Genomic DNA, 25,082 nt, shown 5'->3' with positions numbered 1-25,082 from the left:
ATGATGGTATTTTCCCAGACAGATAAGGGGCCTAGGGAACAAAATCAGGACTTTTTCCTGGTTGAAAATGTTTCTGATAGCCTCTATCTTGTTGTCGCAGATGGCGTGGGTGGCAATAAGGGAGGGCAAACTGCATCACGAAAAGCTTGTGAAAACTTCATGGCCGCAGTGAGAAATGGCTTTTCGCCAAAAGATGCCATAATTAGTACGCATGATGTGATACTTGATCTCGCTTCGAAAAATCCAGACTTGACCGGTATGGCGACAACGCTTACTTGTTTAGTACTCTGTGGCAATAAAGCTTACGGAGTGCATAGTGGTGATAGCAGAGTTTACCTTCTCAGGAAAAACGGATTGCAACAAATTACCCAAGATCACTCGGAAGTTGCAAGGCTTCTTCTATCGGGTAAACTAAATAAGTCAGAGGCCAGTACATACCCCCGACGAAATGTGCTCTATAGTGCGGTCGGAACCATGGCCAAATTTGTTTTCCAAGAATTTGAGCTGGAAGTGGCTGACGGTGATCGCCTTTTAGTTATGACGGATGGCGTTTATTCTGTTGTACCTAAAAAATATTTCAGGGACTTGTCTTTGTCATATGCTAGTCTCCAGGAATATTGTGACTCTATCATAAGATGCGTGATTGAGGGTCAGACTAAGGATAACTACACTCTTGTCGGAGTGGAGGTGTCTAGTGCAAAAGATCAAGAGTCAGTTTAAAGAGTTTGAGTGGCAGCGTTACTGGTTAATAAGTATCTCTAAATCTCAATATTGATCGCTTACAGAGAATGATCAATAGAAAAGCTATAGAAAAAGGCCTTGCTCTGGAAGTTTCAGGCGAGGCCTTTTTCGTTTCGCTGATCAGTTAGTTGGTCGAGTAGCTACGTCTATACAGATTGCACGTGGTCTATCTTCACAGAGCATCTTGCTCTGCTTCCTGTTTATCGTCCCCGTTGTCTTCCTCTTGAGAGCGCACCCAATGGCCCGAAAATGTCCCTGATAGGCCGCAGTACTCACTAGGAGTGGACGATGTAATTACTGCTGCTGACTTTCCTATAGTAATATCAAAAGTCTCGCCAGTAGCTTTTTTGTTTCTATCTACTACCCGCATCGACGTGGATATCTCTCCATTCGACTGGATTCTAGCTACCGTATTTTCCATCGCCCAAACATCACATTCGTGATGAGTGCCAGTATCTACAGTCTGGATATGAACCGCGATCGGCTGCACTGGGCTACCATGCGCTAGTTCGTTCGCAACAAGCATTTTTCCAGTATAACCGCCTTCCTCATATGAAAAGTAGGTGAACTGCTGAGAAAATGCAAAAGTAGGAATGCTTGAGATTGCAGCAATGATAAAGCATTTGAAAATCTTCATAGAGGTTCCATTTTCTAAATGATATGGTCGCTTAATTAAAAATTATTAGAGGACTTTAAACATCAACTTATGGCTTAGGTCAAAAAGTAGCGGGTCAATGGCTATATCTTTGGTGTTAGGTTCTCCTATCACTTGCCCTTTAGCTATAAAATAAACACCTTCTACTTTTACTCTTTTTCCATTCAATGCTTTGAAAACCTCGGCTTCATCGTCGTCAAGACTAGAAATTTGTGCCAGTCCGATTCCATACTGTTCGCCTCTTCGTGCTTCCCATTCAAAATACAACCAGTCTTTCCAGGGGCCAGTGCCCATCTTGACTTGACCTATGAACCTTCCGTTTTCTCTGCTGTAAGCCTCGCTGCCCGGTACCAAATACCCTGGTGTTGCTTTAATTAAATAGTCAACGTTAGTGACTGGAAAATCTATCGCAACATCCTTTGCATACGCTATTGTTCTTTCAGAAACTGCTTCTGCTTTAATGAATGCATTGGCAGTACCAGTACTCTTGAGCGAAATAGCATATTGTGTAAGGTTCAATTTTTGCATGAATAAAACATTCGGATTGCCAGCTGTGCCACCAGATATTCCGCCTGTTTTGAAAAACTCATACAGTGTTTCGTCCAAGCTATAACCAGCCTTGTTGAACGCCTTATTCATGTACTTTGCATAAATATATGACTGTTCTTGAGTCGGAAATGGAGATTTCGCAACTCTGGACATATCATATTTAAAGTCATCCTCGTAGTAGTCCCTGAATTTGTTTACTACTTCTTGGGCCGCCGATATAGTCAAAGGCGCAGGCGGCAAAGCAGCATGAGATAGTGAACACAGTAGTATGAAATAGAGAGTCACAAAAACCCTGAGCATATCCAACTTCCTTATCAGTATTAAAATTTGATGTGTATGTGGCGTCGACGTAGCACGCGAAGCCAACCAAGTATGAGATCTGATTGCCTCGAGAGCCTGGCACCGGCAGCTTTAGCGATAGGTTCCACTATCGCAGACAGAACGCTTGGGTACCGAGCTACTACAGTGCAGGCCGGAACCAAAGGGTTTTCCACAAAATTGATCATAAAACGTCCAATGTCACGATTAGTGTGTTCACGATTAGATCACATCAGCACACGATGTGGGAATGCCTCCTTCACTACGTCATCGCTTTGGTCATCGTGTTCGTGAACTTCGTCTTGCCACAGGCATGACCCAGGAGGAGTTCGCTGATAGGTGCGGTTTCGCTCGGACTTACATGTCCAGAATCGAGACGGGTGGAGCGAACCCCAGCCTAGATGCGATTCAAACACTTGCGGACGGGTTGAAAATCGAGCTTTCAACATTATTCAAAGAGATTTGACGTTTTAAGCAGAGGGCGGAATAGAGGGTATTCCGCCCAGCAAAAGTTACAATGCTCTAGCCCACGCCAAATCGAGCGCTTGTTTTAATGTTTTCATCTCCCCTTCAAACATCTCTAAAGTAATCTCATCCCCTACACGTCTTGCAAGTTTTTTCTTTTGATCTCCATTCATCGCGTTCACCGCATCAGCGGTTCTTCTCCAATCTAAGAAATCTGGATAACACTCCTCAAGACTACCAAAGCTAAGCACGTGAATTTGATCGTTGTCCCTAAGTGGTTTATTAAGCTTCATGAACTCATCGAAACCTGGCTTAGCTTTAATTGAAGGCATATCACACAGAACTACGAATCGATTACTATAAATAGAGTTGCTCATTGGTGAGAAAGCTTTGGTTATCGCATTGATAGTCCGCTTAGCCTGGTGTGTGTCGCCTTCGGCGGAAACTATTTGCAACGCAGGCATGGTCTGATAATGTCTTTTTATCACCCTTGTCAGAAGCTCGAATTCGCTGGGTCCCTCAACAATCAGAAAGTTTCTTGGAAGGAGTAAGTCTGCTGGACTACCGCCTAAGAGCTCATAAATAATATATGGCTTATCGAAGTCATCCGTTTTGCGAATGATAGTTGTGCATTCAAATTTCTCTGTCTTGAATATACTTTCCACCTCGCTTGACTCAGCAACGAATACCGACGAATGAGTGCTAATAAATACTTGATCAAGCTTCTCGCTCAACTCTAGAAGAACTCGTTTTAATTTCCGCTGGGCCGTAGGGTGTAAGTGCAGTTCGGCTTCATCAATGAAAAATAGAAAAGACTTTCCGGCGTCTTCTCTTGCCTTGCGATAATCAGCGTAGGCAGTTGAATAACTGCGAGCATTAAAGCTCTCTGCATTCCGTCACCTTTTTCGCTTGCATAAGTTTCAATTCCATCATCTACCACTGTTTCGAATTTTTTCAGTAGATCCCCAAACTCTGGTGAAATGACTTCAAATAATACTTTAGAACACTCTGAAAATTGCTTCTCTAGATGTCCCTTTACTGCACTACCCAGATCACGGAAGTGACCGTAAATTGCAGAGTCCTCTGAGTTGAATAGTTTTTCGAAGGTGGCATGAAACTCCTTGTACTTAGGATCATCGTCAAGAATTTGCTCTATTACAGAAGCCAGCATGATCCCTACGGCACTTTTCTGGCTATATTTAGTGAACTCCTCAAAGTATTGCCTTGTATGAATATATTCAAACTTCGGTAGAAAGTCATTTAGCGCGGAATCGAAACCGGCGGGGTTTTTAGCAACTTGCCCCTCAATTTCGACGGTTCTTTTTTTGGGGTCACTGCTTCTTCTAGTTATCGTGATCGTATCTGAACCTGAGAGTATTGCTAGAATTTTAGTTTTGTTCCCCGCATTGATCATGTTTTCAGCGCCATGTTGAGCGCCCGAAAACTCGACACTCACAATTACTTCCTTGCTTGAGTCTCGCATGTATTGAATGTTTTCTATTGTCCCTGATTTGGATGAGCTGGTATAAAACCAGTTGATAGCTTCAAAGAAGTTTGTTTTGCCTGTGTTATTTTGGCCTACAAGTATATTAAAGTCTGAGAAAGCCAAATCAATATATTCTATTGATCTAAAGTTTTTGATTTTTATTCTAGAGATCTTCATGCTTTCCCTGCCTTTTAAATGATGGTCAGGTGAGTGTCCTCTGCGCGATATGGCTTGTCAATGATTCGACTTGACTAGTCAGGATATGGGGACGGCTTAGAATTTAAAACTGTAAATAATGACTACGGCTTAGAAGAGGTAGTCATGAAAAAAACATGTGCAGCATGTGAAGGCGTAATTGAAAAAAAGTCTAAACAGTGGGCAGTTCAGAAGTATTGCAGTGTAAAGTGTAGGAAGATTGATAATCGGAAGAAAAAGTCTCGTCAGACAAGGCTGGATCAGAAAAGATCAAACTTGCGACAAAATGATGAGATGCTTTATCTGGTTCGGCAATGTAGGAACGCTGGGACAGTTCAAATTCTACAAGGTCACACTTTAGACTCCTTTATTAAAACCATGAATCTTGTGAAGGATCGTCCTGCTGGCAAGGTGCATCTTTGTCATATTGCACCTGTTAAGGGGGAGGGCTTTATTGGTCTGTTTCATTATCTGAATCTTTTTTATGGGGGCGCTCACCAAAATTTTAAGTTTCGCAATGCATATATTGCTGGTGGTTTGCTGATAAAGAGTGAAGAGTTGCTGGGTGAGTGGTGTGTTGATGAAGTGATGAGCAATAATGATATTTTGATAAAGATAGAAGAATATTTGGGAGATATTATTTCTGAGTATATTCAGTGCAGTCCTGTTAGGAAATCAAAGAAGGTTCAGGTCGCTTTGAAGATCCTATCGCTTGATAATAGTCTTGTTTTTGATGACCTCCTTCAAAGTGGTTATGCAAGTTTGTTGGAACGGTGGTCTGCTCTGTCTAACCAATCTTGTTCGTTCGTCCCTGAATGCAGGGAGTCTAAGTATCTTGCTTACATGGATAGTGTCTCGAGGTTTATTTCTGTTGATATGAAGCGTTCTAAGAGTCTTGAAAAGCTTAGGCTGATTATGTATGTAGGGTATATGGCTCTTTCGCGAGTGGAAGAAAGTAGGACTTATAATAAATATTTCTATGTTAAGTATGAGTATTTGATGGTTGCAAAATATGGTCAGGCTATGCTTAAGGATCCTCATGACTGGCGGGCGTTTAAGGATGTTTTGTATGATGCTGCTTTCGAAGCACTCCAGGGCGGGATGCCTAATATGAAGAAGCTAAAGAGAGTAGTGATGTCATACTTGGATTTTCCAGAGAGAGCATATTTCGTTGGTAGGAATATTTAAGGTGGTGTGAATTTTGAATCCGTTTGTTGTTCAATTATATTTTTCGGAAGTATAGGGTGGATGGTTTTAATTGGCGAGCGGGTTGTCTTTTGATTTTTTTATTCGCGTAAATTGCCGATTTCTGGAATTCACTATAGTTCAGCGCTTAATGAAAAACTGTCAAAAACTGTCTGGATATAGTAAAATCTCCCCCGCAGACGTATTAGGGGTGGATATGACGCAGCCAATAGTTGAAAAAGTTACACGTGAATCTGTTTTTAACCTCGATGCATCTACAATCTTTGAGGGCGACGCGCTTACTGTTCTGCGTCGGTTGCCGAGCGGAAGTGTGCGCTGTGTTGTGACGTCGCCTCCTTATTGGGGGCTTCGTGACTATGGAATTGAAGAGCAGATAGGCCTAGAAATGGCTATGCCTCAATTCATTCAAAAGTTAGTGATGGTTTTTTCCGAAGTTAAACGAGTGCTTACTGATGACGGTACGCTCTGGGTTAATATAGGTGACGGTTATACGAGTGGCAATCGTGGTTACAGGGCCGCGGATAAAAAGAATCCAGCTAGAGCTATGACTGTTCGTCCGGACACTCCAGAAGGGCTCAAGCCGAAAGATTTGATGGGTATTCCCTGGCGTCTTGCTTTCGCTCTTCAAGATGACGGGTGGTACCTCAGGACAGACATCATCTGGAACAAGCCAAACGCAATGCCCGAGAGCGTAAAAGATCGTCCGACTCGATCGCATGAATTTCTTTTTATGTTCAGTAAATCTGAGAAATACTATTATAACTCAGATGCTGTCAAGCAAGTTGCTGATGGTGGGGGGTTGCGGAATTTGCGGTCAGTTTGGAATGTCAATACAAAGCCATACGCTGGAGCTCATTTTGCAACTTTTCCTCTGGATTTAATTCGTCCATGTATTAAAGCTTCTTCTGAGCCGGGTGATTTTGTTTTAGACCCATTTTTTGGTTCCGGTACTGTCGGTTTAGTATGTAATGAAGAAAATCGAAATTTTGCTGGCATAGAATTAAATCCGTCATACGTGGATCTTGCGCTGGATCGCTTGGGCGGCACTTTCAATAAAATTGTTAGGATCAATGCTGCATGAAGACGGACCTCTCTTTTCCATTGCCCGAATTGCAAGTATCTTTCGCTAGCAAGCTTCAAGAGTTTCGAGAGCTGTGGTTACAAAATGCTCTTCTGGAAACCGTAGGCGAGCTTGAAGTTTCGAATATAGATATAGAGCTTTCGAAATTCGTCTCTAGCGAAAATCTCAAGAAACTTGCCTCGAAAGGACTTAGGGGAGAGTTAGTCTTTGCGGTGCCTGCCGTGCTGCGCGCAAACCCACGATTGCTTGGTTATTATCGGCTATTGCTTGGGTATAGCCAAAAAGAGTTTTATGGCCCGGGCTTTGGTGTTATGTCTCTTAAGTCAATGGAGACGACTGGGAAACTCAATAGTAAAGCTAAAATAAGCATTGAAGAGCTTTGCCAGGCATTATGTGGTGCAGCATCTCATCTTGTGAATGGATTGAGTTCTTCACATCTTAATATTGATCTTTTAGATGATTTGACATTGTTGACGGTCGGTCCCCAAATGCGGGGAGGAGTCAATAATAAGCTTGGCCAAAAAGGTATCGTAGACGTATTCGCGGTTATTCAAGAAATCTTGAGTCATGCAATCGTCAGCTCCACACGTGAGGCAATTGAAATAAAAAATGCGGGTGGCAGAGATGTTTGGGTAAAATTTGCATCTGATCCAGATATTGTAATTCGTGAGACAATGGCAGATGGCGCGATCAGAAAGATTCTTGCTATTGAAGTCAAGAGTGGAACAGATATATCCAACATTCATAACCGTATTGGCGAGGCTGAGAAAAGCCATCAGAAAGCAAAGAACGAGGGTTATCGTGAGTGCTGGACAGTAGTTAATGTCGCTAAATTGGATATAGCCAAAGCAAAAACTGAATCTCCGACCACCAATACGTTCTACTCGCTGAAAGACCTTATGCACAAAAAAGGTGCGTCTTACGAGGAGTTCAAACAAAATATTATTGCCATGGTCGGGATTCCATCCGCCTCATAATTATTTCCAATGGCCTGGAATTTGAATGTTAAAGTTTTTTGCTGCTCTTTCCAGGCCTTGTAAGATTTGCTTGTGGCGTTCCAATTCGCCAGTTTTCCAAGAAGTACGTATTGATAACAAAGCTTTAAGATCTGGTAAATCATACATTTTTAATTTGTGCAGGTTTGCCCAAGTGGGTTTGGCAAATAAATTATAGATTATGGTGTTGTCATCTCTTTCACTTGCGACTCGTGTTGGCCCTTTCAATAAGGTAGCATCTTCATTGGCTTCATCTTGTGATTCATAAGTTTTAATAAGATGCATGGCTAAGCGCTCTATGGAAATTTTTCATATTGTATCTAAATCGCAGAAAGCGGAGTTAGTCGGATTTTAAAGGATTTCACGCACTAAGCCTAGTGCTCTTGTCGAAGCTTCTGCGCTGTGCGCGTCGATACCTTACGAGTTAACCTTAAGTTTATATCGCGCTTGAGTCCTGCCGCGATTCTTAATGAGTACATATTGTGGTGCGCAGAGTGAAATTGCGTTCGAACTCATTGGTGTTATCTGAGGTAGTTCGAGATGAAGAGCTAAGGGCTTATGGAGTGTTACTTGGGAATTTGGAGCTGACAGTGATCCGCTTGTCTGCGTTGTAACACTATGGCGTTGCATTTCGTGATCTCCGTGCAATCAGCGCAGACCCCTCAAATTTTTAATCGCGCTGGTTTCATCGTTCAGACATGGATCTGAGCTGGTTTTCCGTAACAAGCCACTATCAATTAGGTCTACCTTTAAGAGAGTTGCTTGAGCACCAAGGATGGCTATCAAATAGATACTGGCATAGGTCCAAATGATAGATTATCATTTGATTATCGTTTTGTATGTCTTAATGAGAGCCTTTCTACATGATTCTTGCACATCTCTATCTGAGAGCGTCTACACAAGATCAAGATGCGAATCGTGCCCGCGCTGCATTGCTGGCCTTTGCAGCAAGCTGAAATTATGGAGTTGCAGGGATCTATGCCGGCAATTTCTTCGGTACCAAATTGCATCGATCTGAGCTCCACAGGCTGTTGACCTGCGCGGAGCCTGGGCAAGTTTTATGTGTTGAATCGGTGGATCGTCTTTCCCGGCTTGGCCAATTGGATTGGCAAACCCTAAAGGGAACGATCAATTCAAAAGGTATGAGGCTGGTAGTAGCCGGCTTGCCTACGAGCTGGGAACATCTGGACGCAGGTCTGAACGGCCGCAGCGACATTGCTGGCTCTGTAATGCATGTAATCAATAACATGCTCATCGACCTAATGGCGACGATGGCTCGTCTCGATCAAGAGAAATGAGTCGAACGCATTAAAGAGGGGATTGCCAACAAGAGAGCCGCAGACCTTAGTTGGAAAGCGCAGGGGAAAAGCAAAAACGTAGAGAAATGGGCGATTGTTGAGAAGCTACTGAAAGGTCAACCGGCTTCTAGAATGACCATTCGCGAAATCGCCCAGGCCGCTAACGTTGGAGAAGCAACTGTTTATAGAGTTAAGCAAACTAGATCCACGCCCGTGCTTGTGATTGAGGAGCGTTGCGAGGGCGAGCACTTTGATGGCAATCCGAAGCGCAACCTTCGGATTGCAGATCCTTTTGGTCCTCAGGAAAAACCCACCTCCTTCTGGCATTCACCAGCTCGACTTTATGAGCTCCCAACCAGCGCAAAGATTCTAGATCTACCACGCTTATAGACCCTTGCAATTGCAGCATCCCGAGTAGATTTCCGTTGCGAGCTACGATACGAAAGCTTATCGACTATAACGGCAACCAATGCTTAGGGCTGTTCGCGCTTTCGTCTGCCGATTCCACTGGCTTTCCTCGAGGCTCTGAGTTTTCGACGTATTTAGCGCGCTCTCATGCGCTTCCTGGACTCAAGTCCCTTACCTTCCGACAGCTGAGGTTTTAGGGCTGTTAGGATTCATATGAATCACAAGAATGTTAGCCGTTAAAGGCTTCAGACCTTCTCGATCCAACCCGCCGGTGCTTCGATGTCACCGTTTTGGATACCCGTTAGCTCGTTGAATAGAAGCTGCGTCAAAGGGCCGGCCTCATTCTCGCTGTGGAATACATGCAATCGATCCTTGTAGTAGATACCGCCAATAGGCGTAATGACCGCAGCTGTACCACAGGCGCCCGCTTCCTTGTAATTTCCCAGATTTTCGATATAGACATCTTCTTCCACGGCGTTGAGCCCTAGGCGGCTCTGGGCAAGCTCGATCAACGAGGCGCGGGTGATCCCGGGTAGTATTGAAGGAGAACGAGGTGTAACAAAGGTATTATAGTTGCTAATGGCGAAAAAGTTGGCCGAACCGACTTCTTCGATTTTTCCATGAGTCATCGGATCGAGGTAGATACAATCGGCGAAACCGAATGCCCGTGCTTCACTACCTGGTAATAGGCTCGCTGCATAGTTTCCTCCCACCTTTGCGGCACCTGTGCCATTGGGAGCTGCACGATCGTAATCTGAGATGAAGAAGTTACTAGGTTTCAGCCTACCCTTGAACAAACCGCCAACCGGGATACAAAATACGCAAAATATAAACTCCGGCGCACTACACAGACCGATGTTGTCTCCTACGCCGATCACGAAAGGTCGTAGATACAGAGAGCTGCCCGTACCGTAGGGTGGCAGAAACCTTTCATTGGCCTTAACAACTTGTTTGCACGCATCGATGAACTGGGCAGTAGATACCATTGGCATAAGAAGCCGCGCGCAACTGTGTTGCATACGCGCAGCATTTTGATCGGGGCGAAACAGATTGATGGAACCATCTTTACAACGATATGCTTTCATGCCCTCGAAACACTGCTGCCCGTAATGCAGCGCAGTCGAGCCTTCGCTGATATGTAAATGATTGTCCTCGGTCAGATAACTTTCATGCCATTTACCATTACGCCAGTGCGAAATATAACGAACATCGGTTTTCATGTAATTGAAACCTAGATTATTCCAATCTAGTTGCAAATGTTCCATGCCGTTACTCCTGATTACTATTGATAGCTTTGCCTGCGCTTAACAGCCGACCCTCTTGTGCTTTTCCGCCGCCAACGAGAAAGCCCGCCGGGGTCTAGCGACCCTTACCCTCCATGGTTAAGACAGGCCCATCGCCGGACAGATAGCCGTAATTGTCTTCTGGCGTTGAACGCTTTACTGAATAACACGAGCTCCGGTGTAGGCATCCCGACCAAACTCTTCAAGTTCACGAAATATTCAATTCCCAGATGCTCATGCAGGGGCCAACGAAAGCATACCTGTACTATTTTGCCGGGCTTGCTTCGCGTAGCTTTGGTTGAGGCTCCCACACCATCCTCTTGAAAGCGGACTTCATCATTCAGTATCAGGGAACTGGCGTGTTCAAATTGATCAGAACCTTGGCACGAAGGCTCAATCCAATGGGGATCGAAATAGAAGGGGCGGTATAGTGCGGCGGGTAGTAGATCAATGACCGCCTCGGTGAGGCCTGCGTTATTTTCTTGGGGCAAAGGAGGTAGGGAAAGGAAAGCAGAGAGACTTTTTTCTACCCGCAGCAATGTTGGGGCAAGCGGGAATATTAAGCTTATGCTCAAATTAGCCCAATAGTCGTACGTCTTCATGTGGCAATCACGGAAGCAGTACCGTTGAACCGGTGGTCTTCTGTGCGCTGAGCGCCTCATGCGCGAAGCGGGCATCTGCTAAGGAATACCGTTGACGAATATCTGCCGTGATGTGGCCTTGGTCGATCATTGCAAACAGCTCGTTGGCCATTATTTGCAGGCTATCTGCGCTATTTGCGTAGGAGGGCAGACCGGGGCGCGTTACGTAGAGCGAGCCTTTTTGAGCTAGTGAACTCAAGTCGACGCCTTTGACGGCTCCCGATGCATTCCCGAAACTAACCATCAGCCCGCGAGGTGCTAGGCAATTCAAAGAAGTTTCCCACGTATCTTTTCCTACTCCGTCATATACGGCTGGGCACTTTTGGCCACCTGTCAACGCCATCACTCGCTCGGCAACGTCTTCCTCGCGGTAGACTATAGCTTCCCAGGCCCCTGCAGATCGAGCGATTGCTGCCTTCTCTTGAGAACTGACTGTGCCAATGAGTTTGGCACCCAAGGCTTTTGCCCACTGGCACGCAATTGTGCCGACACCACCAGCAGCCGCGTGAAATAAAATAATTTCCCCAGCTTTGAGTCTATAAGTCTGGCGAAACAGATATTGCACCGTGAGGCCCTTTAGCATTAAGGCTGCGGCCTCTTCGAAGCTGATGCTCTTCGGCAAGTGCACCAGATTATCTTCGGGCAGCGTGTGCACATCGCTGTAAGCGCCAAGCGGCCCTGTAGCATAAGCGACTCGATCTCCTGGTTTGAACCGAGTGACCGCGCTGCCTACGGCCTGCACTAAGCCCGCACCTTCAAAGCCCAATCCTGATGGGAACGCGGGGACCTCATACAGACCGTTGCGAAAATAGGTGTCGATAAAGTTTAAACCGACAGCCTTGTTCCTCACTTGTACCTGGTGAGGATTTGGCGCGATGCAAGAGAACTCTACGAAATCTAGAACCTCAGGGAGGCCATGCTGTTTGAATTCAATTCTTCGCGTCAAATGAGATCTTTGGTCTTCCATGTAAAAAGCGTACCCGTCCATGTCTATGGGGCCTTATATAGCGTGTTTTCTGACTCCGTGGAACATTTTTTTTGCAATCGAAAAGTTGTATTTAAAAATTTCATAATTCTACTTTTGGTGCGCACCTATTTGGTGCAATTCGAGGAGTAGCTAATTCACAAAGCCCTAGATTTTAAAAAAATAACTAAAAAACAATTATTTACATGGATTGGTTGTAAAAAATCAGTGCAGTTTAATCTCGCTGAAGGCCATTTTTTACTAATATTTTGCACAATTTTGGTGCGTAAAAAAAATTGTAAAAGGGTGTTTCTATGCCGTCAGCTATGCTATTTTTTTCACCAAGTGCTTTAAGAAACGGATAACAGCGTTGGCGGAGAACCCAAATGGCAACGGATTGCATGATTGTAGGTTTCAACGATTATAATTTTGACGCTTATATCGATGCGCTTGAAGTGGGTGGCAAGACAGGCGTTTCCTATCGCGACAGCAATCTGTCTTTTTTGACCTACGAAGGCACTAGGCTTCGAGCTCTTGATGTCCTCAATAAACATGCTGGCTTTCTGAGACACCAAAATTCAGAATTGAATAACTCCGACTTTCTCTGGCCTGTTATTACGTATTTGGGTACATATCTAAACAGGCGTGGAATAAGCTTTGATTACATTCGCCTGTTTCATCAAGACCACGAAAAGCTCAAAGCTTGCTTGATTCAGCAAGATGTGAGAACGGTTGCAATTACCACCACGGTTTATGTAACGCCTCAGCCTATTATGGAGATTGTTGAATTCGTCAGGCAACAGAGTAAAAACACGACTGTTATAGTTGGCGGACCGTACTTGGCTGACCTGCCAAAAATCCTTGACGAAGCTGCACTCGCAGAGCATCTTGAAATGCTAGGCGCTGATATTTACATCTTTGGAGCGGAGGGTGAGGAAACATTAGTTAAGGTTATATCCGCGCTTAAACTTGGCGAAGACTATCGTCATATAGATAGTATCGGCTACAACACGGAGAACGGGTTCAAAATTAATCGAATCGTTCCTGAAGGAAATAATCTTGAAGACAATATGGTGGACTACAGTCTTTTTGATAAAAAAGATATAGGTGAATTTGTGACGGTCAGAACTGCAAAGTCCTGTCCTTTCGCTTGTGCTTTTTGCGGGTTTCCAGAACGAGCAGGAAAGTATAAGTATCTACCAGTTGATTATGTTGAAAAAGAGCTGGACGCAATTCGTGATATTGGTGGCGTTACGACAATCACGTTTATCGATGATACGTTCAATGTGCCTAAAGGACGTTTCAAAGACATGCTGCGGATGATGATAAAAAATGACTATCAGTTTCGGTGGAACAGCTACCTGCGTAGCGATCATGTGGATGATGAAGCTCTTGAGTTGATGGCGGCAAGCGGATGTGACGGGGTATTCCTCGGCGTGGAATCCGGAAGCACCGATATATTGGTCAATATGGCAAAAAACAGCCGTCCTGAACATTATAGGAGAGTCATTAAAAAGTGTAGGGAGTTAGGCATCATTACCTACGCTTCTGTAATCATAGGCTTCCCAGGTGAAGACAGGAGAACTGTTCAAGAAAGCATCGATTTTTTGAACGAAGCGAAGCCGGACTTTTTTCGAGCCCAGGTGTGGTATGCGGATCCCATTACGCCAATCTACAAAAAAGGCCAAGACTACGACTTATCAGGTCAGGCTTTCCAGTGGCGGCACAAAACCATGGATTCGATGGAGGCTGCTTACTACGTAGAGAAGATGTTTTTATGCGTCACTGGTAGTACTTGGTTGCCACAGAACGGATTTGAACCCTGGAGCCTTTACTATCTCCAGCGCAAAGGGATGACGCTAAGCAAAATACGCTCATATCTTGAATACTTTAACGACGGCTTGAAGCAGAAGTTGTTGAGTAAGAATTCGCCGGACGTCGGTCGAGTTTTCTACCAAAATATGGTCAGCGTCTTATTGGGTGAACATCTACCTACTACATCATTAAGGTTCGGAGCGCGCTCTCTGGACTGCAGACTCTTGCAATGGGCTGAGTACCTCAAACAGCTTTCTTTAAGTAAAGCGTCTTGGCACGCGGATACTAAGCGACAGGTACCGAGCTTTAGCAGGACCTTTTCAATTAATTCAGCCCCTTCACTACCGCTATTACTTGAGCACCTTATTACCACAGCAGGTACAGCTGGCGGACTGAATCTTCTCGTAGATTATTCAAACTTGATGAATACTGAGGTACCAATCCCGTTTGTGATGACTTCGCCGCTCGAACATTGTGATACACCGTTCAACGATCCGAGTTTTGATGCGCTTTCATCACTGCCGGGGCTATATCTGCTAAGGGATCATCATGCTGGCGTGGATCTATGTGGTACTGGAATAACTGAAATGCCTCTTGGGTGTGTGGTGTTCATTCAAGGACCAAAACAAAGCCTCGAAGACGCAAAAGCGTGCTATCTCAGCCATATTTCGACTTACCATAGGTCGTTGGCATTTATTGTCGTCAATCAGAGTACTAAGCAAGTAGTCGTGTATATGCCGAAGCTATATTTGGATGATCCACAGTGGCTGATACATCCGGCTTGGGAAGAAAATTCAATGTCGCAAACTGAGTCACCATCAGCGGCGGTTGTCGCCCCTAGTTTTAGCTTTGAGTGAGGAAGACTAAATGACAATGCAGAAAGAGCGTCAGTATGAAGTTGTCGTAAATGATGAAGAACAATATTCTATCTGGTTTGCCGAAAAAGAGATCCCGATAGGTTGGCGAAAAGCTGGATTTTGCGGACCTAAAGAGAGTGCGCTCAGCTATATAGAAAGCGTTTGGGTTGATATTCTGCCTCGTTCGATTCGAACTGCTAATTAGTAATTGTAGTAAGCAGCAAATATGAGCTCTCTACTTTATACCTAGTTAAAATATTCAAGGACGAAAAATGACTAAGCTATACCTGAAGCAAACTACGACCGTAGAGCCGCTATTCAACAATTGGTTTTCCTGGCCGGTTTTTATTCCGCCTCATAGTGCAGCGCTTTATTTAAAAAATCATTATTTGCCTATGGTTGCTTCATTTCTCGAAGAACCTGAATTGCACGCAGCAGCTATTGAGAATCCTGCAATGCGTGCCGGTCCTTTTATAAACGGTCATTGCGGATACAAAAGGTTAGAGCTGTTTTTCGAAGATTCGAAAAACAACCTAGCGCCATTGCTTAATCTCGCTTCGATGATAGAGCAACTCGAACAGCTGATGAAGGCTCAAAATGGCTATACCCTAATCAATCTCTATAAACAATTGCCTAGTGCGCTTCGCGGGATGGTCGAGCTAGTCTATGATCTCAATCATAGTCCGTCCATCCGGTTCATAGAAAGGCTGTTATATAAAAGTGAGTTCTATAATCCAGACCTGCAAAGTATAAGGCTGGGAAGTATCGAGAGTGATGTCCAGCGCTTCTCATTGAATACGCCTAAACTTGATCCTGGAATACTAAATTTGAGAGTGCCGCACTCAGATCGCTTAATAGATGCGTTGTCTGTATCCCGATATAAAGGCCTAGATCAGGAGCAACTTATAGCAGCGCTACCGTGGGATAGGCTATCGGATACGGAAAAAAAACATATTTTTACATGCTTTACCGAGCAGCTTCCGTCAAATATCCGTCATTCTAATCCCCGCGAGTTCAGTATTAAGTACTTTGGGCATGCTACTCTTTTGATTCAAGCTCAAGGTATGTCTATTATGACTGATCCTTGCGTCAGTCCTTATGTCGAAGGCGCAAAACGTCGATATGATTATTCGGATCTGCCGGAAGTTATTGATGTAGTCCTCATTACTCACGCGCATCAAGATCATGTAATTTTTGAAACATTGCTTCAGTTACGGCACAAGATAAAGAAGATTATTGTACCCAGAAGTAGTGGTGGGTTCCTGCAGGACCCTTCATTAAAGCTAATGTTAGAGATACTAGGATTTGATAATGTAAGCGAGCTTGGCGAGCTGGAACACTTTGAATACGGCCCCGCTAGAATCACCGGCATCCCTTTTTTTGGTGAGCACGGCGATTTGCATATTCAGACTAAAATTGGTTACTGCGTAAATATCAATCAGTTTTGCGGTTTGTTTTTAGCTGATTCTGATGTTTTAGATCCCGAGATGTACGACGCAACGCTCCGAGAGATTGGCAGCATAGATGCGGTATTTATTGGCATGGATTCGGTCGGAGCGCCCTATCGTTGGCTGTATGGAGCGCTTTATAACACGCCGCTGGATCACGCTCGTGGAAAGGATCGTCGTATAAATGGCTCTAACGCCGATAAAGCCTTTGAATTTGTCAAACGGATCAGTCCGAAGGCCGCATACGTTTATGCGATGGGTGCTGAACCTTGGATTTCGCATATCACCGGATCGAATACCGATCCAAATGCTGCGCAGAACCGTGAGGCGCGCCAATTTGTTGAGAAGTGTACAGCGCAGGGAATTGAATCAAAAGTATTGTACTGGATGGATCAATTGTAACGCCGAGAACTCGTACGCATTATATTTTAAGGGGAAATCATTTGTTTAAAACGAGCCCTATCCGCCTTGCCGGCAGCCTAGCGTCAACAGCGTTGGGTGTCGAGTTTATGCAAGTAGCTGTACCTGTACTGGCAAGCAGTTATTTGGGCCTGACAGCCTCACAGACGGGCTGGGTATTGGCTACTCGCTATCTACCTATCTTTCTTATTGGATTATTCGTAGGCGCTTTTTTGGATAGGGTTTCGTTGCCGCGCGCACTTCGTCTCTTCAATATATTAGGGGGCATTGGAGCCGCATTGTTTTCATTGCTGATTTTGAACGATGCCGCGGACGTGTACGCATTAATGTTACTGACATTCATAGTTGGTACGATAAAGTTGGTAACAGATACTGCAAGTGCGACTATTGTGCCGTTGATGGTTGAGAAAAAAGAGTTTCTCAACTTGAACTCTACTCTTATATCCAGTCAGTCGGTGGCGAAACTCGTAGCTCCGTTGATAGCGGGTAGCTCATTATCTCTCATAGGCGCTGGCGCAGGACTGTTGATACAGTCTAGTACTTTCTTTCTAGCGTTCTTGCTTTTTTTTGGTTTGCGGATAGAGGTGGTCAGGAAGGAGCCTGAGCCGTTTTCGACCGCGACGTTGATTAGCGAAGTTAAAGAGGGCGTGGAGCTGATTTTTTATGACAAAAACTTACGGTGGTTGGTCTTAACAGCATGTTGCTGGAATTTTATTGCTGAAACAATTATTAGTTATGTGTTGGTGTACTCGACGCAAATTTTATATCTTTCGGCAGTTGAGGTCGGTGCCTGCCTAGCGGTCGGTGGGGCTTCATTTCTGGTGGGCTCGCTCAGTTCGCGATACCTGTTAAGATTTTTTTCTTTTAAATGCGCAATCATCGCAAGTATGTGTGCGCCAGTTTTTGCTGGGCTGCTATTAGTTTTATTAAATATCTCGGGTGTTTATCCGGTTGTGATGGTATGTGCCGTGTTTGCCTCGATGAACTATGCAGCCTCAATACACATGGTCTCGTCGTTGAGTGAACGTCAAATACAGACCCCAATTACCGCTCTAGGTAGGGTTCAGGCTGCATCTCGGTTAATGATGTCAGGAGTCATGCCTATTGGATCAATAATGGGGACATCATTGATTCGGATAAAGGGCGAATATTCTGCGCTTATCGGGATATTTCTAGCCAGTTTTTTTCTGTTAGGAATTGTAGCCGTCTTATCTAGGCACACGGACCTACAGCGAAGTAACGCCTAATTAGAGTCTGCCAAAGGAATAAGCTTATGGCTTTCAAAGATTGCATTATTTTAAGTGCCGAAACCTATGATCGGTTGATGTTAGTCACCCAAGGTCATGAAGAACTCATGCTTTGTGTTAGTGCTGTCGCATTGACCCATTTGTATGCCCGGTTTTCTGAGCTCAAGAGTCCGTGCGTAGCGTTATGCACGCAAAGCGGAAGATATCGCTTTGTCAAACAACTCGACAACCTTACGGTTAAGGCCGCGCTCTATGCGTTTAAAGAGCGAATTCAACAGCAGGTTGAAGATAGTGCCTCAGGTGCTTCTACTGATCTGATTGTCACCAGCACGGCGGGCTGTGCTGCAAATGCACCCGATTCTCTATGCTTCACTCTGGAAAACGGAGCGAAGCACATCGTAGTCGAATGTGTGGCAGTTTCACGTAGAAAAAATCTTTTAATGGCGATCAGTGGCGTATTGGATTTTTTCTTAGGCAGGATGCTTTGTGAACTTGATTCAGTGCTGTCTTCTCTACCAGTGATTAATATACCGCAAACGATAACGTCAGCGAGGGAGGTGCGTAATAAGACTATAGATTTCGAAAGTGAATTATACGATTTATGTGTCACCTATGCGAAAAAGATCGCGCTTTACGATGCAACACGAGAGCTGACTTTCCAACAGCTATGGGACAGTGTCCAGCAACTAAAGGGAACACTAAAGCATCGCGGGGTCCGCCCAGGAGATGCAATTGCGATCTACTGCTTACGTGATATCGACCCTATCTTATTGATGCTCGCCGCACTTTGCGTAGGCGCGTGCTATGTTCCGCTTGATCCTGGTTATCCATTAGAAGTTTTACAAGACTACATTAGCGAATCCGGAATCTCCTTCATCGTTGTCGATGACTTTGCCCAACCGCATGTGGAGAAGATATCCAAAGTCCACCCTATATTAAAGCTTCGCGAACTGCTCGAAAGCCCAATTATTAGCGTTAGTAACTGCGGGCCGAATACTATTGATAGGGTTGCTTATGTGATTTTTACTTCGGGTAGCTCCGGAAAACGCAAAGCGGTCGGGATAACTATATCGGCGTTGCTTCAATCTACACGCGCACGGGTCGAATATTATGGTTGCGACCAGGGTGAAGTCAGGAATATCTTGATTGCCTCCATCAGCTTTGACAGCTCAGTGGGTGTCATTTATGGCAGCTTATTTTCGGGAGAAGCACTTTTTATCCCTGTAGCCGGCAGTGAGAGGGACGTCAATCTTATCTTAGATACAATCGAGGCAAATGCAGTTACTTCATTATTGACACTACCTTCTTATATAAAGTTGCTCCTCGAGGCTGACCAATCTTCTTCTCGTTCAAAGGGGCTGCGGCGTATCATCTGCGCTGGAGAAGTATTGGAAAAAACGCTGGTAAACGCGCTGTACCATCAGCGCAATGAATTGACTATATTCAATGAATATGGCCCTACTGAAGGTACTGTCTGGGCGACTGTGAACCGGATCATTGCTGAAAAACCAGAACCAGACATTTCAATAGGCTGTGCGCATTCCAATAACAGTGTTTATGTGTTAGATGAAAATCTCAATCTAGTGCCACCTGAGATTGAGGGAGAGCTCTATATTGCCGGCGGTACATTAGCGATTGGTTATCTCAATGACGTCTCTGAGACGGCAAGCCGATTTCTGCCGAATCCTTTCTCCGCATCTGGTGAACGGTTATACCGGACTGGTGATAGGTTCTCCAGAACTGCGGCTGGCGCTCTTCATTATCACGGTAGGCTTGACCGTCAACTGAAAATCAGTGGATATCGAGTCTCCTTAACTGAGCTGGAAGAACAGGCTGTCTCCATTACTGGAGTGCAAGAGGCGGCAGCGGTTATTGTAGAAAAAGATACGGGCAGCATTAAATTATTTATTCGTGCTGATATATCCGTTGCCGAGGCTTTAGACCAGCTTAAAGCGAAAGTTCCTACCCACGCAATTCCCTCATCGGTCACGCTTATAGAGAATTTTCCGAGGCTGCCCAATGGTAAGAACGATTATCAAAAGTTGGCTGAAATAGCAGTTGCCGAAGCGTTACGCTCAAATAAGAACAATGAGGGTCACCCTATTGAGTCACTTGAAACATATCTATTTACGCTGTGGCAAAGCATATTAAAGGTGGAAATTACTGAGCCGTCAGTAGATTTTTTTGAACTAGGAGGCAGCTCAATAAAGGCGATCATGCTGCTTAATCGTATCCAGAAAAAAATCGATCGCACGTTATACGTAGGTGCGGCTTTTGAACAGCCGACTATTATCGGTATGGCTAACTACCTGAAGTCGAATTTTTCCGAAGCATTGATTGACGCGAATATCAAATTCTGATTTTGGAAGTTAAAACGATAAAGTCTACGGTACTTGAATAGTGAAGGAGCACTCTGATGACGCATGAAATTCGTAAGCGGCGAGAATTCGACACCGTACAAAGAAGAACATTGACCTCATTCAGTCAAGATCGTTTTATATTTTCACATATGCTGAATCCCTCGGATTGCTCATCTAATATACCGCTCATATTAACCTTCCGTGGTCAGCTAGATAGGCAGGCCTTACAATGCGCTTTGGACGATATTGTTAAGCGTCATGAAGTCTTGCGCACTGCAATTGAATTTGATTTGGATAAGCCAATTCAATTAGTTTATAAAGCTTTTTCTGTAAACGTGCTATTTCATGACTTGTCAGCTTTTTCTGCACAGGACAGGGAGCCGGCAGGGGAAAGCATAATCCAAAGAGAAGTTGACACCGCATTTAATCTAGCGCACCCCCCTTTGTTCCGAACCGTAGTGCTTAAATATTCAGATACGAAATTTAAGTTACTAATCAATGTTCATCACGTGGTGTTCGATGGCTGGTCGGGCAATCTGTTGGTCAGCGAATTGATGGATTATTACCAAGGTTATATAAGCAGTAGTTCGGTGATCCGCCATACATCGGCTTTTCAATATTCAGAATTTGCTTTGCAGCAACGTGCCTGGTTGAATGGTACTGAAGCGCAAAAACAGCTTAATTTTTGGCGAGATAGACTTCAGTCGGCTCCTCAGACGTTAAACTTACCTACCGATATCCACGGCGAGGCAAACAGAGGTCCTATGGGAAGGACTATTGAAGTTGAGTTCCCCATAGGGCTAATGGAAATAGTAACACTGTTTAGTCGGCAGTATAAAGTTACCAACTTTATGGTCTTGCTTACAACGTTCTTCATTATTCTTTATAGGTATACAGGTGAAAAGGATATTTGTATCGGTACTCCGGTCGCCAATAGGAATCGGGAAGAATACGAGGACGTCATAGGGTGCTTTATCAATACGTTGGTTATTCGCGTGGTGATGCGCGGCGATATTTCGTTTCTAACACTTGTTGATGAAGTAAGGAAACAAGTGATGGCGGCCTATTCGAATCAAGACTTTCCATTTGATCAATTGGTTGAGAGGTTGTGCCCTACCCGAACTGATGGGCAATCGCCTTTTTATAATGCAATGATGGTCTATCAAACAGAACCTGAGCGAATAGTTTCTGAGACTGTAAGTGTATCTCCTGAATATCATACCCGAGCAGCTCATCTTAATAATTTGAATTTCAGCATCTTTGTGCGTGATGGTAAACACAGGATGTGGTTAGAATATAATTCCGGTTTATTTACCGAGCGATTTGTGGATAAGATTGGGTTTGATTTTTTTTCGATGCTGTCAAAATTTATAGAATGCCCAGAGCTGCCTATTGGAGTAGCCTCAGCCGGATTGTTTTCTCAGAATCCCGCCGTCGCCTCTTTTGAGCAAAAAGAGTACGATAGTGAGACGACTGTTCATGGATTATTTACCCATACTGCTCTTCGCTGGCCAGAGCAACCGGCATTGTTGTACAACAACCGCGAGATAAGTTTCGCTCAGTTGGATAATGGCTCCAATTTGATTGCTCGACGATTGATCAACAGTGGAGTGCAGCCTGGTGACTTAGTTGCTTTTTATCTGGAGTCGACTCCCGAAGTTTCGCTCTGCCAGTTGGCTATAATGAAAGCCGGTGGTGGATACCTGCCTATCGATATAAATTTACCGATTGATAGACTCGCATTTATCCTACTGGATTCCTGCCCAAGGCTGATCGTGACTCAACAATCGCATCTGCAGGCTTTGGTAGATATCGATACACCGAAACTAATATTAGGCGATGAGGACTTATTCGCACTATGTAGAGTGTATGGTCAACCGGATATCGATGTAGCTCCGGCGCAGGTTGCGTATTGCATCTATACCTCTGGTTCCACTGGTCAGCCGAAGGGCGTAATAGTCAGCCATCAGCAGGTTATGAGTTTCTCCGCTGGATTATCAACCCTATTGGACAGAATACCAATCGCGGGATCGCGAATGGCGTCATTGGCTTCACCTGCGTTCGATGCGTCTGTGCGCCAGTTGCTCTTCATGTGCCAGGGAGCCACCAACTGCATCATTCCCGAACTAGTTCGCGCTAATATCCAGCTATTAGCCGAATTTACAGCCGAGTATCAATTGGATGTACTCAACCTCACCCCGTCGACTTGCTCTGCTTATTTAGACGTCATGGAGGCGACTGCATTGAGCTCCAGTTTACCGTCGACGTTGATATTAGGGGGTGAGCGAATCGACCATGGATTATGGGAAAGGCTGTCACATATTCAAAGTCTCAAAGCGTTTAACGTTTACGGGCCAACCGAAGCGACCGTGCATTGCTGTTTCAGCCGGATCGAACAAGGGCAAAAGCCTTCTATTGGCCGGTCGACGGCAAACGCGCAGCTGTATTGTCTGGACGAGGATTTGAACTCTCTTCCGATTGGCGCCATTGGCGAGCTCTATATAGCAGGGACGGCTTTGAGCTACGGGTACCAAAGGCGGCCCGGATTGACGGCTAGCCGCTTCTTACCGAATCCGTTCTCTTCAGTTCCAGGCTCTCGTCTCTATCAAACCGGTGACCTAGTCAGATTCCACAAGGATGAAAGTATTGAATATGTCGGGCGAAATGATCTGCAGGTGAAAATAAGAGGATATCGAATCGAGTTGGGCGAGGTCGAAGTTGCGCTAAGGAATATTGAAGGGATAAAAGATGTAGCTGTTATCATTAAAAACTATTTGGGCGTCGACAGAATAGTGGCCTACATAGTTCTCACAAAAGCTAACGTTCTCGATAGTGTATCTGTCAGAAGTCAACTGCTGCTTTGGCTACCCAGCTATATGGTCCCCAGTCTGATTTTTACATTAGAATCTATGCCGCTGAATATTAGTAACAAGACGGACAGAATTTTACTTTCGAGGCGACAGGATACTCAAATTGTTAGATACGAGCCGGCTCAGATGTCTGGAATAACCGAAAATCTCGCGGTTATCTGGCGAATGATTTTATGTCTCGATAATGTCCATCTGGATGGCGACTTTTTTGATCTGGGCGGACACTCGCTGCTGGCAATAAAATTAGCCAACCATGTCTTAAAGACTTTTAAGATAAAGTTACCTATCGCCCAAATATTCAGCCTCCGTACGCTTCAGCATATAGGTGCTTACTTGGAGCAGTTTTCCGAGGGGGGAGGGGCTGAGGAAGTGAATTTGAGATCTGCTACGCAATCAGAAATGATCCCACTTTCTTTCGCACAAGAGCGGCTTTGGTTGCTGGAACAACTAACTCCGGGAGTGGCTTCTTACAATATACCACTTATACTTAAATTTGATGGCGAGCTGGACGTTCAGCGACTACGTGCCTGTTTTTCTGCCTTGTCGAAGCGACATGAAATTTTACGTACAGCTATACGTATGGTCGATGATCAACTGGTGCAACATATAGCAGAGCCTTTTGAAATACCCATGAAGGTCAGCTCGATGGAACATCTGTGTGCTGAAGAGAGAGCGCTAGAGACGTCAAGTTTGATTGAGCGTGAGGCGAAGAAGCCTTTTATATTATCGGATGTTCCGCTCTTCCGTTTGCACTTGATAAGACATAGTGATGAGCGTCATATTTTAGTAGTTAATCTTCATCACATGATATTCGACGGACTTTCTACACAACTATTTCTCACTCAATTGCGCGACAGTTACGAGGCCTACGGGAGCGGTAGCCAGCCCACTTCACTCAATCCTGGGGCGCAATATGCTGATTTCGCATTATGGCAACGGCGCTGGATCGACAGTGGAGAGTCCTCCACGCAATTAGCATTTTGGAAGAAACATCTAAAGAACGTATCGCCCGGATTAAATATGCCATTGGATTTTAAGCGGCCCCAAAGCGCCGCTTATCACGGGATGATTGAAACGTTTGAATTGCCAGTGGAGTTAGTTATACCGTTGCAAAAAGTCTGCAAAGAGAAGCAACTGACGATGTTTATGTTGCTCTACGCAGCGTTCAATATTCTGCTTAGCCAATGGACAGGTGATCGGGATATTTTGGTTGGAACACCTGTAACAAACCGAACACGTGAAGAGTTCGAGGAGTCGATCGGGTTGTACGTCAATACTATCCTTCTGCGCACTGTCGTTGATGAAGGTATGACGTATGAACAGTATTTCAAATTAATCATGTCGAATGTGTCCAGTGCATTTGATAACGCGGATCTGCCGTTCAATGTATTAGTTCAGGCGCTGAACCCAGTTCGGTTACCAGGATGCTCTCCGCTAAGTCAAACCATGTTTGGCTTTCAGAGCAGGGAGCCCGAAATTAGTCACATAGCTGATCTTGATGTTGAAGTTTCCTATCAGGGTGGAGACGTGGCTAGGTTCGATCTCGTCTTCAATACCTTTATGTCAGCAGGGAGACTGCATGGCTATGTGGAATATAAGAAAAGTTTATTTTTATCATCAACAATTCAGTCGTTGATTCAAAAGTTTCAGCATGTACTAGTAACATTGATCAACGCAAATTTTTCGGTAGATCAAATTTTGAACGATGCGTCAACGCCCAGTGAGTTAGTTAAGTTATCTGAGTAGCGTGCATACTTTTATTCGATTTAACATAAGGAGA

General features: G+C 44.6%; 19 protein-coding genes. 12 read left to right on the top strand and 7 right to left on the bottom strand.

Annotated features, from left to right (window positions below; genetic code table 11):
- On the top strand, window positions 1-720 hold the full coding sequence (locus CLM72_RS21390; protein ID WP_105228031.1) for a PP2C family serine/threonine-protein phosphatase: 720 nt from the start codon (window positions 1-3) through the stop codon (window positions 718-720).
- A 193-nt stretch (window positions 721-913) separates the two neighbouring features.
- Here CLM72_RS21390 and CLM72_RS21385 read toward each other — a convergent pair whose 3' ends face one another.
- Both CLM72_RS21385 and CLM72_RS21380 read right to left on the bottom strand, forming a co-directional pair.
- Window positions 914-1,378: a hypothetical protein gene (locus tag CLM72_RS21385; protein ID WP_105228029.1), complete on the bottom strand. Its 465-nt coding sequence runs from the start codon at window positions 1,376-1,378 to the stop codon at window positions 914-916.
- Between the two features lie 45 nt (window positions 1,379-1,423).
- The gene (locus CLM72_RS21380; protein WP_105228027.1) at window positions 1,424-2,245 is read right to left on the bottom strand and encodes a hypothetical protein; all 822 of its coding nucleotides are present in this window, start codon (window positions 2,243-2,245) and stop codon (window positions 1,424-1,426) included.
- A gap of 268 nt (window positions 2,246-2,513) precedes the next feature.
- Between CLM72_RS21380 and CLM72_RS21375 the strand changes: the two genes are divergently transcribed.
- Entirely contained in the window at window positions 2,514-2,729 is a 216-nt protein-coding gene (locus tag CLM72_RS21375) for a helix-turn-helix domain-containing protein (RefSeq protein ID WP_105228025.1), read from the top strand.
- A 46-nt stretch (window positions 2,730-2,775) separates the two neighbouring features.
- Here the strand turns inward: CLM72_RS21375 and CLM72_RS29115 are convergent, their stop codons facing one another.
- Both CLM72_RS29115 and CLM72_RS29110 read right to left on the bottom strand, forming a co-directional pair.
- Complete coding sequence (locus CLM72_RS29115; protein ID WP_371920478.1) at window positions 2,776-3,513, bottom strand: ATP-dependent endonuclease; 738 nt, start codon at window positions 3,511-3,513, stop codon at window positions 2,776-2,778.
- Window positions 3,480-4,391, bottom strand: a complete 912-nt coding sequence (locus CLM72_RS29110) for an AAA family ATPase (protein ID WP_218275505.1) — start codon at window positions 4,389-4,391, stop codon at window positions 3,480-3,482. The genes CLM72_RS29115 and CLM72_RS29110 overlap by 34 nt, the downstream gene beginning before the upstream one ends.
- Window positions 4,392-4,535: 144 nt before the next feature.
- On the opposite strand from CLM72_RS29110, the gene CLM72_RS29360 reads away from it, so the two are divergent.
- The 3 genes from CLM72_RS29360 to CLM72_RS21355 all read left to right on the top strand — a co-directional run bounded on the left by CLM72_RS29360 (window position 4,536) and on the right by CLM72_RS21355 (window position 7,673).
- On the top strand, window positions 4,536-5,597 hold the full coding sequence (locus tag CLM72_RS29360) for a hypothetical protein (RefSeq protein ID WP_256595218.1): 1,062 nt from the start codon (window positions 4,536-4,538) through the stop codon (window positions 5,595-5,597).
- A 214-nt stretch (window positions 5,598-5,811) separates the two neighbouring features.
- A complete protein-coding gene (locus CLM72_RS21360) occupies window positions 5,812-6,696 on the top strand; it encodes a site-specific DNA-methyltransferase (RefSeq protein WP_105229181.1) in 885 nt (294 codons plus the stop codon).
- Window positions 6,693-7,673, top strand: coding sequence for an XcyI family restriction endonuclease (locus CLM72_RS21355; RefSeq protein ID WP_105228023.1), 981 nt, complete (start codon window positions 6,693-6,695; stop codon window positions 7,671-7,673). Before CLM72_RS21360 ends, CLM72_RS21355 begins: the two co-directional genes overlap by 4 nt.
- Here the strand turns inward: CLM72_RS21355 and CLM72_RS21350 are convergent, their stop codons facing one another.
- Window positions 7,674-7,976 (bottom strand): hypothetical protein, encoded by a 303-nt coding sequence (locus CLM72_RS21350; protein ID WP_105228020.1) that lies wholly within the window; start codon window positions 7,974-7,976, stop codon window positions 7,674-7,676. It lies immediately after the preceding gene.
- 689 nt (window positions 7,977-8,665) lie between these two features.
- On the opposite strand from CLM72_RS21350, the gene CLM72_RS29630 reads away from it, so the two are divergent.
- Window positions 8,666-8,989 (top strand): recombinase family protein, encoded by a 324-nt coding sequence (locus tag CLM72_RS29630; RefSeq protein WP_371920477.1) that lies wholly within the window; start codon window positions 8,666-8,668, stop codon window positions 8,987-8,989.
- A 653-nt stretch (window positions 8,990-9,642) separates the two neighbouring features.
- Here the strand turns inward: CLM72_RS29630 and CLM72_RS21340 are convergent.
- Both CLM72_RS21340 and CLM72_RS21335 read right to left on the bottom strand, forming a co-directional pair.
- Window positions 9,643-10,662, bottom strand: a complete 1,020-nt coding sequence (locus CLM72_RS21340; RefSeq protein ID WP_105228018.1) for a branched-chain amino acid aminotransferase — start codon at window positions 10,660-10,662, stop codon at window positions 9,643-9,645.
- A 627-nt stretch (window positions 10,663-11,289) separates the two neighbouring features.
- Entirely contained in the window at window positions 11,290-12,267 is a 978-nt protein-coding gene (locus CLM72_RS21335; protein WP_105229180.1) for an NADPH:quinone reductase, read from the bottom strand.
- A gap of 404 nt (window positions 12,268-12,671) precedes the next feature.
- Between CLM72_RS21335 and CLM72_RS21330 the strand changes: the two genes are divergently transcribed.
- The 6 genes from CLM72_RS21330 to CLM72_RS21305 all read left to right on the top strand — a co-directional run bounded on the left by CLM72_RS21330 (window position 12,672) and on the right by CLM72_RS21305 (window position 25,048).
- Window positions 12,672-14,957: a PhpK family radical SAM P-methyltransferase gene (locus CLM72_RS21330; protein WP_105228016.1), complete on the top strand. Its 2,286-nt coding sequence runs from the start codon at window positions 12,672-12,674 to the stop codon at window positions 14,955-14,957.
- Window positions 14,958-14,967: 10 nt separating this feature from the next.
- On the top strand, window positions 14,968-15,162 hold the full coding sequence (locus CLM72_RS21325; RefSeq protein WP_105228014.1) for an MbtH family NRPS accessory protein: 195 nt from the start codon (window positions 14,968-14,970) through the stop codon (window positions 15,160-15,162).
- Between the two features lie 67 nt (window positions 15,163-15,229).
- Window positions 15,230-16,807, top strand: coding sequence for an MBL fold metallo-hydrolase (locus CLM72_RS21320; protein WP_105228012.1), 1,578 nt, complete (start codon window positions 15,230-15,232; stop codon window positions 16,805-16,807).
- A 41-nt stretch (window positions 16,808-16,848) separates the two neighbouring features.
- Entirely contained in the window at window positions 16,849-18,072 is a 1,224-nt protein-coding gene (locus CLM72_RS21315) for an MFS transporter (protein WP_105228010.1), read from the top strand.
- A 26-nt stretch (window positions 18,073-18,098) separates the two neighbouring features.
- Complete coding sequence (locus tag CLM72_RS21310; protein ID WP_105228008.1) at window positions 18,099-20,432, top strand: non-ribosomal peptide synthetase; 2,334 nt, start codon at window positions 18,099-18,101, stop codon at window positions 20,430-20,432.
- 56 nt (window positions 20,433-20,488) lie between these two features.
- A complete protein-coding gene (locus CLM72_RS21305; RefSeq protein WP_105228006.1) occupies window positions 20,489-25,048 on the top strand; it encodes a non-ribosomal peptide synthetase in 4,560 nt (1,519 codons plus the stop codon).
- Window positions 25,049-25,082: the final 34 nt, after the last annotated feature.

The organism is Pseudomonas sp. MYb193, from assembly GCF_002966775.1.
GTDB lineage: Bacteria > Pseudomonadota > Gammaproteobacteria > Pseudomonadales > Pseudomonadaceae > Aquipseudomonas > Aquipseudomonas paracarnis.
The sequence above is the reverse complement of the archived record's forward strand: the minus strand, read 5'-3'. Positions and strand labels throughout refer to the sequence as shown.